Genomic DNA, 12,940 nt, shown 5'->3' with positions numbered 1-12,940 from the left:
ACAGCAAATGGAACATCGCCCACCTCCAATGCCCTCGACCGAGGCCTTCGAGCTCGCGTTGTCGTTGCTTGGCCGGGAAGACGTCGATGAGGAACAGGCCGAGCGGGACCTGGTCGCGCGTGGCGTGGCCCGCGGGTTGGTGATCCGTCTGCTGATCTGGCTGCCGGAAGCATTTGCCATGGCCCTGATCGCGCATATGGAACTGGGAGTGCGTTTGCCGCGTACATTCACCGCGCGCGACGGGCAGGGCGTCCTGCATGAACTGCCGCTGGACTGCGAGCCGATAGTGGCGGAGGGTCTCGAGCGTGCATTGAAGATGTACCACCAGGGACCACGTGGCGCATTCAAGGCGATCTGCCAACGCAGTTCGTCGCTCAACGCCATCAACAATGCCCTGAACGCGGGCGCCGATCTGAAGGGGGCGATGCTCTCGGGTCCGGAGTTGATGGAAATTCCAGCGGAAACCTACCTGCGGGGCGACTGAGCGTGGACGCTGCCTGGTCGGTGCTCGGCTCAGCGCAGTTCCCGCGCCAGTACCTGCCAGATCCTCGGGTCCTGGCACTGCGAAACGTTGAAACGCACATAGTCGGCCGCGCGCTGCGACTGGCTGAACGCGTTGCCCGGTGCCAGCACGATGCCCTCGCGCAGGCATTGCCGGGCCAGTGCGGCGGCATCGCGGCCATCGGGCAGCTGGCACCACAGGAACAGCCCGGCTTCCGGCTGCAGCCACGGCGTGATGCCCAGCGTCTGCAGTTTCCGCAGTGTGTGCCGGCGCGCATCGGCCAGGCGCGAACGTATCGACTGCATGTGGCGGCGGTAGCCGCTGTCGGTCAGCGCGACGTGCATCAACTGCGCGGCCAGATGGCCACCGCCGAAGCTGGTTGCTAGCTTCAGGTCGGTCAGCGCCTCGATCCAGTCATGGCGTGCCGCGATGTAGCCGCAGCGGGAGGCTGCCGACAGCGTCTTGGAGAAACTGCCGACGTGGATCACCCGTGACAGCCCATCGAGCGCGGCCAGTCGCGGCGCTGGCTGCAGTTCGAAGTCGGCGAAGATGTCGTCCTCGACGATGATCAGTTCGCTGCGTTCGGCCAGGCCCAGCAGGCGGTGTGCGGTGCTCGCGGAAAGCACCGCGCCGGTCGGGTTGTGCAGGCCGGAGTTGGTGATGTACAGCCGCGGCGAATGCGCCTGCAGCGCCTGCGCGAACGCCTCCAGGTCCGGGCCGCTGTGCGTGTACGGCACGCCGATGGCCTGCACCTGGTGTGCCTTCAGCAACGCGTGGTAGTTGAAGTAACTGGGGTCATCCACCAGCACGCAGTCGCCGGGCTTGAGCAGGAAGCGGCAGAGCAGATCGACCGCGTGCGTACCGGATTCGGTCAGCAGGATCTGCTCCATCGGCGCATCGATGCCCAGCGCGGCAGCGCGTCGCTGCAGCAGCTGGCGTAGCGGCGGCAGGCCCAGCGGGCCGGCATAGTCGACCAGATGCGCTGCGTCGACGCGTGCCAGCCGACGCAGGCCACGGCGCATGCCGTCCTGGTACAGCCAATCGCTGGGCATCCAGCCGCAGCCCGGCTTGAGATGGCCGGCCGGTGTTTCCAGCGATTGCCGCGACACCCACAGCGGGTCCACGGCGCGATCCAGCCGGGGTTCCATTTCGGCCAGCGCGAGCGGTGCGACCGGCCCGCTGACGTAGAAGCCCGAGCCCGCGCGCGCGCTGATCACACCCTCGGCGGCCAGGCGCTCGTAGGCCTCGACCACGGTGGAGACCGATACCCCCATTGCCGCCGCCTGCGCCCGTACCGAAGGCAGGCGCGAGCCGGGGCCATCGACCCGCGCGTTGATGCGGGTGCGTACCGCCTGGATGACGGATTCGATGCGGGTCAGGGGGCGTGGCATGGCGGGCTGTAGTGGAAGTGTGGGCAGTACAGTTACTTGCGACTGTACTGGATTGTAGCTGGGGTGGCGGGGTCACAGCTGCTCTCATGGAAATCCCGCCGGGACCGCCCGGCATTGCAGGAGTACAGGCGTGGAACGGTCGGCGAGTGGTTGGATCAATGGCTTCATCGGTGTGGTGATCTTCGCCGGCTCCCTGCCGGCCACCCGCCTGGCGGTGCTGCAGCTGGATGCCGGGTTCGTCACTGCCGCACGCGCCACCATCGCCGCCGTGCTTGGCCTGGGTCTGCTGCTTCTGCTGCGCCAGCCATGGCCGCGGCGCAATGACCTGCCGGGGCTGGTGGTGGTCAGCCTCGGCGTTGTGGTCGGCTTTCCGCTGCTGACGGCACTCGCGCTGCGCCATGCGTCGTCGGCGCATACCATCGTGTTCCTCGGCCTGTTGCCATTGAGCACTGCGGTATTCGGCGTGCTGCGCGGCGGCGATCGACCGCGCCCGGCGTTCTGGTTGTTCTCGCTGCTGGGCAGTGCCTGCGTGGTCGGCTATGCGGTGCGCAACGGCATCGAGGCGTCGTTGCAGGCCGACCTGCTGATGCTGGCGGCGATCGTGGTGTGCGGGCTGGGCTATGCCGAAGGTGGCCGGCTTGCCCGCCATCTCGGCGGTTGGCAGGTGATCAGCTGGGCGTTGCTGCTGGCCTTGCCGGTGATGCTGCCGCTGACAGTGCTGATGCGTCCGGCCTCGTTCGCCGCCGTCGGTGCGTCGGCGTGGTGGGCACTGGGTTACGTGGCGGTGTTCAGCATGCTGGTCGGCTTCCTGTTCTGGTATCGCGGTCTGGCGCAGGGCGGTATCGCCGCCGTCGGCCAACTGCAGCTGCTGCAGCCCTTCTTCGGCCTGGCCCTGGCCGCGCTGCTGCTGCACGAAGCGGTCAGCCTCAGCATGGTGCTGGTGACCGTGGTCGCGGTGATCTGCGTGGCCGGCGCGCGCCGCTTCAGCCGCTGAACGAAAAAGGGGACGGAGGGGATTAAGTCGCTATTGCCCTTTATGTGCCGGAAGCGACTTGATCCCCTCCGTCCCCTTTTCCAGTGATAGCGCGGGCGTATCGTGCGCGGTGGTCAACGGTATTGGCCGAGTGCGGTGCGCTTGGCCGAAGCTGTGCCGATGCAGCCAATTTCTCGTATTTCCTTCGAAGGCCAGGTGGGCCTGGTGACCGGTGCCGCCGGTGGACTGGGCCTGGCCTACAGCCGCCTGCTGGCCGAGCGTGGCGCGTATGTGGTGATGCATGACGTCGGTGCCGGCACCGATGGCCGAGGTGCCGATCCACAGGGCATCCTGCGCAGCGTCGAAGCGCTGCAGCGGCAGGGTTTGCCGGTGCAGGCCGCAAGCGGTCCCATCGACCATCGCGTGGGCTGCCATGGGCTGGTGCAGGATCTGCTACAGCAGCACGGCCGCATCGATTTCCTGATCCACAACGCCGGCTGGGTCGAGTACCAGATGCTGGAAGCGATCGAGGACGAGGCGCTGGAGCAGATGCTGTGCCTGGCCGCGAAGACGCCGCTGTGGCTGGCGCAGGCGGCGTGGCCGGCAATGCGCGCGGCGGGCGGTGGGCGCATCGTCATCACCACCTCCGATCGCGCGCTGTATCCGCAGTACGCACAGCGCGGGCTGTCCGCTTACGCGATGGGCAAGTTGGCGGCGCTGGGCCTGGTCAATGTGCTGGCGCTGGAAGGCGCCGAGCATGGCATCGTGGTCAACGCGGTTTCGCCGGTGGCAAAGACGCGCATGTGGGGCATCGACGGCGAGCCCGACGAACTGCATCCGGACGCGGTCGCGCAGGGCGTGGCCTATCTGGCGTCCACGCGCTGCCAGGACGGCGGCTGGGTGCTGCGCGCAAGCAATGGCCAGTTCCACGCACTGCGCCTGCAGGAGGCCGAGCATGTGGCGTATCCGCGGGATCTGCGCGCGGTCAGTGCCGACAGCATCGAGTCGGTGGCGCTGCAATGGCCAGCCATTGCCCGCGCCAGCGTGGACGCGCGCTGCTGAGGGCGTACCCTAGGCGGGTTCCCACTGCCTGCATCGAGATGATCGACCTGCGCCTGCTTCGCCAGTTCGTGGCCGTGGCCGAAGAGCTGCACTTCCACCGCGCCGCAGCCCGCCTGCACATGTCGCAGCCGCCGCTGACCGCGGCAATACGACGCTTGGAAGACGAACTCGGAAGTGAACTGATCGTGCGCGGCAACCGTACCCTGGGCCTGACCGTGGCCGGGCAGACGCTGCTGGTGGAGGCGCGGGCAACGCTGCAGCAGGCCGAGCAGGCATTGCAGCGCACGCGCGAAGCCGCCGCCGGACAGTCCGGCAGTCTGTGCGTGGGCTATGTGGGCAGTGCGCTGTATGGCCGGTTGCCGGGCCTGATCCGCCGCTTCCGCCAGCAGTACCCGCAGGTGCAGCTGCATCTGCAGGAAGCGACCTCGCGTCAGCAGCAGCTGTGGCTGCGTGAGCAGCGCATCGATGTCGGCGTGTTGATCCCACCGATTCCCGCCGCCGAGCTGGTGCTGTACGACTTCGACCACGACCGCCTGGCGATTGCGCTGCCGCGTGCACATGCGCTGGCCAACGCGCCGGAGGTCAGCGTGGCGATGCTCGCCGATGAGCCGTTAGTTTCATGGCCGGCGGGCGAGGGCATCGGCTTTCATGCGCAGGTGCTGGGCCTGTGTACCGCTGCGGGCTTCACCCCGCGCTTGGTGCAGGAAGCGCAGGGCATGCACGCGGTGCTGTCGCTGGTGGCGGTGGAGGCGGGCGTGGCGATCGTTCCGGCCAGCATGGCCAGCTTCCGCCCGCAGGAGATCGTCTATCGCGTGCTGGAGAGCGAAGCCGCCCGTTTCGCCCTGCAGTTCTGCATGAGGCCGGAACAACCGTCGCCGGTGCTGCGCAATTTCCTGCAGACGGCGGGCACCAACTGATTCTGTGGAGCTGCTACGCCTCGTCGCCGCGGAACAGGTTGGCAACGGCGTAGTCGATGAACACTCGTAGGCGTGCACTGGGATGGCGCCCACCGGGCCAGAGCAACGAGAACTGCCCCTGGTGCGTGGGTAGCGCAGGCAGCACCTGTTGCAGGCGGCCATCGGCCAGCGCGCCGGCTGCGAGGAAGTCCGGCATCCAGGCCAGGCCCATGCAACCGATCGCAGCGGCCAGTACGGCCTCCATGTTGTTGCAGGTCATCGCCGTGGGAAGGCGCGCTCCGGCATCGCCTTCGATACCCGGCAGCTGCCACGGGTGCAGCTTTCCGGTGGTGGGGTAACGGAAACGCAGCGCGGTATGCAGGCGCAGATCGCTCACGTCGCCGGGAATGCCATGCGCCTGTAGATAACCAGGCGCTGCGCAGAGCATGAAACGAAACCCGCCCAGTCGGCGTGCAGTCAGGCTGGAATCGGCCAGTTCACCGCTGCGTATCACCGCGTCGAGGCCTTCGCTGACCACATCAACGATGCGATCGTTGAAGTCCAGTTCCAGCTGCACCTGCGGGTAGCGCTGCTGGAACCCCGGCAGTACCGGCAACAGGAAGCGGTAGCCGATGGTGGGCAGGCCGATGCGCAGCAGTCCACTTGGGGCGTGCTGTCGCTGCGCCAGATCCGCCTGTGCTTCGGAAAGCTCGTCCAGTGCACGCCGGCAGCGCTGCAACAGCAGTTCGCCTTCGTCGGTGAGGTGCACGCGGCGGGTGGTGCGCTGGAACAGGCGGGTGCCGAGTTCCTGTTCAAGGCGGGCGATGCGCTTGCCCACGGCCGACGCGGACAGGCCGAGGACGCGAGCGGCGCCGACGATGCTGCCTGCTTCGGCGGTACGGACGAAGGCCAGCAGGGCAGAGATGGAATCCATGCTGGGCATGATTACGGAACGATGGGCCGTAATCAACGTCCATCGAGCCTGTTTTTCAGGAATAGCGTCCTGTCCATCATCAATGCCCCTGATGGATAGAGGCCCGCATGGCCCCGGTTTCGATGCTTCCCGTACCTTCCCACACGCAGCAGCGGTGGGCGCTGCTTGCCGTCTGCCTGGCCGCGCTGGCGCTGCCGTTGTCCTTCTCGGCCGGTGCCGTCGCGGTGCCGGCGCTGGCCCGTTCCGCGGCGTCGTCGCCGACTGCGCTGGCGTGGGTCACCAACGCCTTCATGCTCACCTTCGGAAGCCTGTTGCTCGCTGCCGGTGGCCTGGCCGATCGTTATGGTCGGCGGCGATTGTTCCTGCTGGGTACGGCGGGCTTCAGCATCGCCACGGCCGTCGTTTGCCTGGCCCCTACGCTGCTGTGGCTGGATCTGGCGCGCGGGCTGCAGGGCGTTGCCGCTGCAGCGGCGCTGGCATCGGGCACGGCTGCGCTGGCGCATGCCTGGCAAGGGCCGGAGCGTGCCCGTGTGTTCGCCCTGCTGGGCACCACATTCGGTGCGGGGTTGGCGCTGGGGCCGCTGCTCGCCGGTCTGCTGCTGCAGGCATTGGGATGGCGCAGTGTGTTCGCCGCAGGCGGTGTACTGACATTGGCGGCCTTCGCAGTGGGGGCGCGCGCGTTGCCCGAAAGCCATGGCGAGTGCGGGCGGCTGGATGTCGGCGGCATGCTGGGCTTCAGCCTGATGCTGGCGGCGTTGACCCTGGCCCTGCTGTGGCTGGGTGAATTCGGCCTGCATGCCGTGCGCGTGCAGCTGGCGCTATTGGCGACGCTGCTGCTGGGTGGAGTGTTCGTCTGCATCGAACGACTGCACCGCTCACCGCTGCTGGACCTCTCACTGTTCTCGCAACCGGCGTTCCTGGGTGTCCAGCTGCTGCCGGTCGCAACCTGCTTCGGCTATGTGGTGCTGCTGGTGGTACTTCCTTTGCAGCTGCTGGGCGTGCATGCACAGAGCGCGACATTGGTCGGGCTGCAGATGCTGGCCTTGTCCGCGCCGATGCTGGTGCTGCCGATGCTGGCTGCGCGCTGGGCGGAGCGCGTTGGAAGTGCACGGCTGTGCACGCTGGGCCTGCTGGTCTGTGCCTCTGGCCTGTACCTGTTGTCGCGCCACGCATCGCATCCGTCGCCCTCGCAGTGGGTGCCGTTGCTGATGCTGATCGGCGCTGGAACGGCCCTGCCGTGGGGCTTGATGGATGGGCTTTCGGTCAGTGTGGTGCCGGTGCAGCGTGCGGGCATGGCCGCCGGCATTTTCGGAACCGTGCGGGTGGCCGGTGAAGGCATCGCATTGGCCGCAGTCACTGCCTTGCTTGCGCTGCTGATCGGCCACCAGCTGCAGGGAGCATCGCCCGCATCGTTGGCGCGCGCCGGTGCCTATCTGGCGACGGGTGCGCATGCACAGGCACAGGCACTGCTTCCTGCGATGAGCGGCGCACAACTGCAGCAGGCCAGTGCCGAGGCGCTGGCGATATTGCTGCGTGTCCTGGCGCTGCTGACCGCCGCATGCGCTGTGCTGTTGCATCTGCTGCTGCGGCGGCCAGCGTTGGCCGTGATCAGAACCGATAGCTGATGGTGCCGGTCACCACGCGTGGGTAGCCGGCGAAGCAGTCGCCAAAGGTGCGGCACGGCGCGTAGTAGCGCTTGCCGGTGAGGTTGGTGATGTTCAATGCCATCGTCCAGTCGGTCACCTGCACTTCCAGCAATGCATCGGCCAGCGTGTAGCTGGGCGTGATGATGCGCCCGCCATTGCCCAGCGACACCGTATTGCCGACATGGCGCACGCCGAGGCCCAGGCGCAGGCGTGCGGCATCATCCAGCTGGAAGCCCTTCGACACCCAGGCCGAGGCCAGGTCCTGCGGAGTGTCGTTGAGGCGCTGGCCCACTTCCAATGCGAAGTTGCTGCGGCTGACCTCGGCCTCGTTGCGCGCAACGGAGGCGGTGACCGTCAGGTCGTTGGCGAACTGAAACTGGCCTTCCAGCTCCACGCCCTTGGAGCGGATCTGCCCGGTCTGCACCACGTTCAACACGTTGTCCGGGTCGTTGGTCTGCCGGTTGGTTTCGGTGATGCGGTACGCCGCCAGCGTCAGCAGCAGGTTGCGCGCCGGTTGCCACTTGATGCCGGCCTCGGACTGGCGACCGCGCATCGGCTTGAAGGCGTTGCCGAACAGATCCTGGCCCGAGACCGGCAGGAACGATTCGCTGTAGCTCAGGTAGGGCGAAACGCCCGCGCCGAGTTCGCCGATCAGCCCGGCGCGATAGGTGGTGGCGTTGTCGGTCTGGCTGGGTTGGCCTTCCGTCTTCGAGCGCGCATGGTCGCGGCGCGCGCCCAGCACCAGCGAGACACGGTCGGCCCAGCGGATCTGGTCCTGCACATAGACACCCAGCTGGGTGGAGGTCTGGTCTGGCTGACGATCCCAGCCACGCACGATCGGTGCGACCGATACCGGGGTGTAGATGTCGATCGGCGTGCCGGTGGCGTCCAGCCGCTGCAGCTGCTCCTTGTACTGGCTGTAGTCCACACCGGCCAGCAGCAGGTGCTGGAAGGCACCGGTGGCGAAGTCGAACTGCAGCGCATTGTCGGCGCTGAAGATCTGCACGTCGGGGCGGGTGCCATAGGCCGTGCGGTTGACCACGCGCCGCTCGGCGTCGATGAAGGGATCAGCCGGATTGCTGTAACTGTCCACGTACATCTGCTGCAGGGTGGTCCTGCCATCGATGTAACGCACTGCCGAGCGCAGGCTGAGCGTGTCGTTGAAGCTGTGGTCGAACAGCGCGGTCAGGCTGTACACACGCGAGTCGATGCGGTCGAAGCCGGGATCGCCGATGAAGGTGGACGGGTCGAGGCGGCGTCCGGGCGGGGCCAGCAGGGTCGCAGCCAGCGGCAGGAACTGCTGGCTGGATCCGGTCTTGTCGCGCTGGTAGCTGGCCAGCAGGGTCAACGTACTGCGTTCGCCACGCCAGCTGATCGATGGCGCCAGATAGACGCGATCGTCCTTCAATACATCGGTCTGCATGTTCGATTCGCGCGCCAGGCCGACGAAGCGGCCGGCAAGTGTGCCGGCATCGTTCAATGCGCCGCCGATGTCACCCTGCAGCTGCCTGCGGTCAAAATTGCCGAGCTGCACGCCGACCTCGCCGTTGAGGGCGCCGAAGGTCGGGCGCTTGCTCATCGCATTGATGATGCCGCCGGTGGCGCCGGCACCGTACAGTACCGAGGACGGGCCGCGCAGCACTTCCACCCGTTCCAGGCCGTAGATCTCCGGGCGGGCGAGGGGACTGAAACCGTAGCTGCGGCGCAGGCCATCCTGGTACTGCACCGGGTCCAGCCCGCGCACCGAGGTGGCATCGTTGCGGGTATCCAGGCCCCAGGCATCGGCGGTGACGCCGGCGCTGTAGCGCAGCACTTCCTGCAGGTTGTGCGCGCCGCGATCGGTGAACAGCTGCTGGGTGACCACGCTGATCGCCTGCGGCGTCTCGGTCAGGGCGGTGTCGGTCTTGGTTGCGGTGCTGGCCCGCTCGGCCACCACCGTTACCTTGTCCAGGGTACGTGCCGCCGGGTTGTCCTGGGCCTGGGCGATGGCCGAGGCCAGCAGGGTGGGCAGGGCGAGCGTGTACAGCAGCGGGCGGCGCGGCGACAGGGCGGGCATCGTCAGGAATCCTGGAAGGGCGGTGACGGCGGATTATCCGGATGCCTGCCCGCAAATACAAATGATTCCCAAGTGCGATTGCGACTGCCCGGCCTTGCCTCAGGACAGGCCGTCAGTCGCGCCGCGGATGCTCATCCAGGCACCGCCGCCGGGGGCGCTGCCGGCGCGGACACGGAAGCCGTGCAGGCCGGCAATGGCGGCCACGATCGACAGGCCCAGGCCGAATCCCGGTCCCTGGCCGGCACTGCTGCTGCCGCGGAAGAAGCGCTGGTAGATCAGCGTGCGGTCCTGCGGCGGAATGCCCGGCCCATTGTCGATCACATCGATCCTTGGGGCACCGTGATCATCGACCGCACGCAGCAGGATGCGGCCGTGCGCAGGGGTGAACTGCAGGGCGTTGGACAGCAGGTTCGCCACCGCTTCGAACAACAGTTCTCGGTCACCACGCAGCGGGCCCACCTGTGGGTCCACCTGCAGCTCCAGCAACTGCTGCTTCTCCTCGGCCAGTGGCAGGTAGAACTGGTGCAGTTCCTGCAGCAGCTCGGTAACGTCGACCGCGTCGAAGGCCGAACGTCGCTGGTGGCTCTCCAGTTCGGACACCCGCAGCAGCGCGGTGAAGCGCGCCATCAGCATGTCTGTTTCCGCCAGCGCCTTGTCCAGCGGGTTGGCATGGGGATCCTGCTCGTCCAGGCCGACGCGCATGCGGTACAGATGCGCGCGCAGTCGGGTGAGCGGGGTGCGCAGATCGTGGGCGATGCTGTCGCACACGCCTTTGACCTCGGTCATCAGCTGTTCGATGCGTTCAAGCATGGCATTGACGATGCTCGACAACCGGTCGATCTCGTCGCGCCGGCTGGAGACCGGCAGGCGCTGGCCAAGGTCGCCGGCAACGATGCGGTTGGTGGCCGCCTCGATCTGCTGGATCCGCTTCAACGGGCGCCGGCGCAGCAGATGCCAGCCCACCAGGCCGGGAATGACGGTCAGCGACACACCCCACAGCAGTGCATCGAGGATGATGCTGTTGACCGCCATGAGCTTGCCGTTCTGGCGCACGAATACCAGCGTCCGTCCATCCCGGGTCACCACGCCCAGCGCACTGCCACCGTTCTCGTGCCGGCCATCGGCCAGCGTCCAACCGTCGACCGCATGCGAGTTGCCATCCAGCGGTAGTCCCCCGGGGATCGCCGTCAACGGGCCCGCCATCGGCATGCCGGCCTTGTCGAACAACCCATAGGTATAGACCTGGTGCAGATCGAAGCGCTGGCTGTCACGCAGCGCTTCATCCAGTGCCGGCCCGTCGAAGCTCATGAACAGATGCGCGCGCTGCTGCAGGCCCGACTCGGTCAGATCATTCAGGTAATCCGAGATGCGCCAGTACATCACACCCAGCAGCAGGCTCGACCACGCCACGAACAGGATGCAGTACAGGCCCAGCAGCCTGCTGCTGGAGGAACGCCAGTGGTCAGGATTGCGCGTCGAAGACATAGCCGGTTCCACGTACGGTCATGATCGGCTGCGGCCGGCCGGGTTGTTCGATGCGTTTGCGCACGCGGCCGATATGCACATCGATCAGGTTGGTGCCCGGATCGAAGTGGTAACCCCAGACTTCCTGGAACAGCATGCTGCGGGTGACCACCTGGCCGGCGTTGCGGACCAGGAATTCGAGCAGCTTGAACTCGGTGGGCAGCAGTGCAATCTCGTGGCCACCGCGTCGCGCCGAACGGGTCATCAGGTCCAGTTCAAGGTCGCCGGCACGCAGTACGTTGTCGATGGCCGGGGCCTGGCCCTGGCGCCGGATCAGCACTTCCACGCGTGCGGCCATTTCGTCGGAAGCGAAGGGCTTGGTCAGGTAGTCATCGCCGCCGGCGCGCAGGCCGCGCACGCGCTCATCCACGTCAGACAGCGCGCTGATCATCAGCACCGGCGTGGTGATGCCTTCACGGCGCAACGTAGTGACCAGGGCCAGCCCGTCGATGCCGGGCAGCATGCGGTCCAGGGTGATCACCGCGTAGTCGCCTGCACGTGCCAGCGCCAGGCCGTTGCTGCCGTCGCTGGCCACGTCCACGTCGAAGCCATGGCTGCGCAGTTCGGTGGCGATCTCCTCGGCGGTGACAAGATCGTCCTCGATGGTGAGTACGCGCGGCATGGGCCAGTGTGCAGAGTGGGACACGGGCATCCTCGCAATCGTGGGCAGCGACTGCAAATGAAAAATGTTTCATGCGCGATTTAGCAGGATCGTGCCGCCGCGTCTTCTATATTCGGCGCCGAACGCTCCCCCCGCGTGGAACCTGCAGCCGATGATCTTTCCGACCCCCCCCCGTCCGTACCGCGCCTGGCGGCTGCCACGAACCGTGGGCCTGCCGCTGCTGGCGCTTGCCCTGGCCGGCCTGCTCAGCGCCTGCGGCAAGGACGCGCCCAAGCCCGGCGCGACGACGCCTGAGGTGACGGTGCTGACCCTGCACAGCCAGCCGCTGGCACTGCAGCAGGAACTGCCTGGGCGCAGCGTCGCCTCGCAGGAATCGGACGTACGCCCGCAGGTGGATGGCGTGCTGGTGAAGCGGTTGTTCGAGCAGGGCCAGTGGGTGAAGGCCGGGCAGCCACTGTTCCAGATCGAGCCGGCGCTGTACCAGGCGGCGCTGAACGAGGCGCAGGCCAACCTGAAGACCGCCGAGGCCGCTGCGGTGACCGCGCGCCTGCGGGCGCAGCGCATGCAGGCGCTGGGCAAGGACCAGCTGGCCGCGCGCCAGGACGTGGACGATGCGATCGCCAGCGACCAGCAGGCTGCCGCCGCCGCGCAGGCCGCACGCGCCGCACGTGACACGGCCGGCACACGGCTGGGGTTTGCCACGGTGACCTCGCCCATTGCCGGGCGCATCGGCCGCGCGCTGTTCACGCCGGGGGCGCTGGTCACCTCCGGCCAGGCCGACCCACTGGCACGGGTGCAGCAGATGGACCCGATGAACGTTGACATCACCCAGTCCAGCAATGAGTACCTGGCACTGCGCCGCGCCATCGCCGATGGAGGCGTGCAGGCCGATACTGCGCCGGTGCGGCTGCGCCTGTCCGATGGCACCGACTACCCGCTGCCCGGCACGCTGGAATTCGCCGACGTCGACGTCCAGCAGGAAACCGGCAGCATCACCCTGCGGGCGCGTTTCCCCAACCCGGATGGGCAGCTGCTGCCGGGCATGTATGTGCGCGCATTGGTGGGGCAGGGGACCCGCCAGCAGGCGCTGCTGGTGCCGCAGGCGGCGGTCGATCGCAGCCCCAAGGGCGAGGCGCAGGCGTGGCTGGTGGACAAGGACGGCAAGGCGCGGCTGCGCCTGTTCCGCACCGCGCGTGCGGTGGGCGATCAGTGGCTGGTACTCGATGGCCTGGCCGCCGGTGAGCAGGTGGTGGTAGCCGGCGCGCAGGGCCTGGCCGATGGCATGACGGTACGGGTGAAGCCTGCGCCGGCACCGGCCGGGAAGGACTGAGCAG

General features: G+C 67.5%; 11 protein-coding genes. 6 read left to right on the top strand and 5 right to left on the bottom strand.

All coding sequences use genetic code 11. From position 1 onward, the window contains the following. The first annotated feature begins 7 nt into the window (after positions 1 to 7). Complete coding sequence (locus ACJ7C5_RS05075; RefSeq protein ID WP_125428566.1) at positions 8 to 484, top strand: hypothetical protein; 477 nt, start codon at positions 8 to 10, stop codon at positions 482 to 484. A gap of 29 nt (positions 485 to 513) precedes the next feature. On the opposite strand, the gene ACJ7C5_RS05070 is transcribed toward ACJ7C5_RS05075, so the two are convergent. Next, positions 514 to 1,893, bottom strand: a complete 1,380-nt coding sequence (locus ACJ7C5_RS05070; protein ID WP_088024822.1) for an aminotransferase-like domain-containing protein — start codon at positions 1,891 to 1,893, stop codon at positions 514 to 516. Positions 1,894 to 2,023: 130 nt separating this feature from the next. Here ACJ7C5_RS05070 and ACJ7C5_RS05065 point away from each other — a divergent pair, with 130 nt between their 5' ends. The 3 genes from ACJ7C5_RS05065 to ACJ7C5_RS05055 all read left to right on the top strand — a co-directional run bounded on the left by ACJ7C5_RS05065 (position 2,024) and on the right by ACJ7C5_RS05055 (position 4,845). Continuing rightward, positions 2,024 to 2,887, top strand: a complete 864-nt coding sequence (locus ACJ7C5_RS05065; RefSeq protein WP_412703245.1) for a DMT family transporter — start codon at positions 2,024 to 2,026, stop codon at positions 2,885 to 2,887. 159 nt (positions 2,888 to 3,046) lie between these two features. Beyond that, positions 3,047 to 3,928 (top strand): SDR family NAD(P)-dependent oxidoreductase, encoded by an 882-nt coding sequence (locus ACJ7C5_RS05060; RefSeq protein ID WP_412703244.1) that lies wholly within the window; start codon positions 3,047 to 3,049, stop codon positions 3,926 to 3,928. A gap of 38 nt (positions 3,929 to 3,966) precedes the next feature. Further along, positions 3,967 to 4,845 carry a LysR family transcriptional regulator gene (locus tag ACJ7C5_RS05055; RefSeq protein ID WP_412703243.1) on the top strand — a complete coding sequence of 293 codons (879 nt, stop codon included), beginning with the start codon at positions 3,967 to 3,969 and terminating at the stop codon, positions 4,843 to 4,845. A 13-nt stretch (positions 4,846 to 4,858) separates the two neighbouring features. On the opposite strand, the gene ACJ7C5_RS05050 is transcribed toward ACJ7C5_RS05055, so the two are convergent. Further along, entirely contained in the window at positions 4,859 to 5,758 is a 900-nt protein-coding gene (locus ACJ7C5_RS05050) for a LysR family transcriptional regulator (RefSeq protein ID WP_412703242.1), read from the bottom strand. A 107-nt stretch (positions 5,759 to 5,865) separates the two neighbouring features. Here ACJ7C5_RS05050 and ACJ7C5_RS05045 point away from each other — a divergent pair, with 107 nt between their 5' ends. Then, positions 5,866 to 7,383 (top strand): MFS transporter, encoded by a 1,518-nt coding sequence (locus ACJ7C5_RS05045; RefSeq protein ID WP_412703241.1) that lies wholly within the window; start codon positions 5,866 to 5,868, stop codon positions 7,381 to 7,383. Here the strand turns inward: ACJ7C5_RS05045 and ACJ7C5_RS05040 are convergent. From ACJ7C5_RS05040 to ACJ7C5_RS05030, 3 genes are all read right to left on the bottom strand, one after another. Further along, a complete protein-coding gene (locus ACJ7C5_RS05040; RefSeq protein ID WP_412703240.1) occupies positions 7,367 to 9,460 on the bottom strand; it encodes a TonB-dependent siderophore receptor in 2,094 nt (697 codons plus the stop codon). The two genes, ACJ7C5_RS05045 and ACJ7C5_RS05040, sit on opposite strands and share 17 nt — an antisense overlap. 99 nt (positions 9,461 to 9,559) lie before the next feature. Further along, positions 9,560 to 10,945 (bottom strand): sensor histidine kinase, encoded by a 1,386-nt coding sequence (locus tag ACJ7C5_RS05035; protein ID WP_412703239.1) that lies wholly within the window; start codon positions 10,943 to 10,945, stop codon positions 9,560 to 9,562. Further along, positions 10,923 to 11,606, bottom strand: coding sequence for a response regulator transcription factor (locus tag ACJ7C5_RS05030; RefSeq protein WP_065722583.1), 684 nt, complete (start codon positions 11,604 to 11,606; stop codon positions 10,923 to 10,925). Before ACJ7C5_RS05030 ends, ACJ7C5_RS05035 begins: the two co-directional genes overlap by 23 nt. Positions 11,607 to 11,757: 151 nt before the next feature. Here ACJ7C5_RS05030 and ACJ7C5_RS05025 point away from each other — a divergent pair, with 151 nt between their 5' ends. Beyond that, positions 11,758 to 12,936 carry an efflux RND transporter periplasmic adaptor subunit gene (locus ACJ7C5_RS05025; RefSeq protein WP_412703238.1) on the top strand — a complete coding sequence of 393 codons (1,179 nt, stop codon included), beginning with the start codon at positions 11,758 to 11,760 and terminating at the stop codon, positions 12,934 to 12,936. Positions 12,937 to 12,940: the final 4 nt, after the last annotated feature.

Source organism: Nocardiopsis yanglingensis, from assembly GCF_045809185.1.
Classification (GTDB): Bacteria; Pseudomonadota; Gammaproteobacteria; order Xanthomonadales; family Xanthomonadaceae; genus Stenotrophomonas; species Stenotrophomonas yanglingensis.
This window is presented reverse-complemented; position numbering and strand designations above follow the sequence as displayed.

Coding starts and splice junctions, on each gene's coding strand:
- ACJ7C5_RS05075 (WP_125428566.1), top strand. CDS start 8: ATGGAACATCGCCCACCTCCAATGCCCTCGACCGAGGCCTTCGAGCTC.
- ACJ7C5_RS05070 (WP_088024822.1), bottom strand. CDS start 1,893: ATGCCACGCCCCCTGACCCGCATCGAATCCGTCATCCAGGCGGTACGC.
- ACJ7C5_RS05060 (WP_412703244.1), top strand. CDS start 3,047: ATGCAGCCAATTTCTCGTATTTCCTTCGAAGGCCAGGTGGGCCTGGTG.
- ACJ7C5_RS05055 (WP_412703243.1), top strand. CDS start 3,967: ATGATCGACCTGCGCCTGCTTCGCCAGTTCGTGGCCGTGGCCGAAGAG.
- ACJ7C5_RS05050 (WP_412703242.1), bottom strand. CDS start 5,758: ATGGATTCCATCTCTGCCCTGCTGGCCTTCGTCCGTACCGCCGAAGCA.
- ACJ7C5_RS05045 (WP_412703241.1), top strand. CDS start 5,866: ATGGCCCCGGTTTCGATGCTTCCCGTACCTTCCCACACGCAGCAGCGG.
- ACJ7C5_RS05040 (WP_412703240.1), bottom strand. CDS start 9,460: ATGCCCGCCCTGTCGCCGCGCCGCCCGCTGCTGTACACGCTCGCCCTG.
- ACJ7C5_RS05035 (WP_412703239.1), bottom strand. CDS start 10,945: ATGTCTTCGACGCGCAATCCTGACCACTGGCGTTCCTCCAGCAGCAGG.
- ACJ7C5_RS05030 (WP_065722583.1), bottom strand. CDS start 11,606: ATGCCGCGCGTACTCACCATCGAGGACGATCTTGTCACCGCCGAGGAG.
- ACJ7C5_RS05025 (WP_412703238.1), top strand. CDS start 11,758: ATGATCTTTCCGACCCCCCCCCGTCCGTACCGCGCCTGGCGGCTGCCA.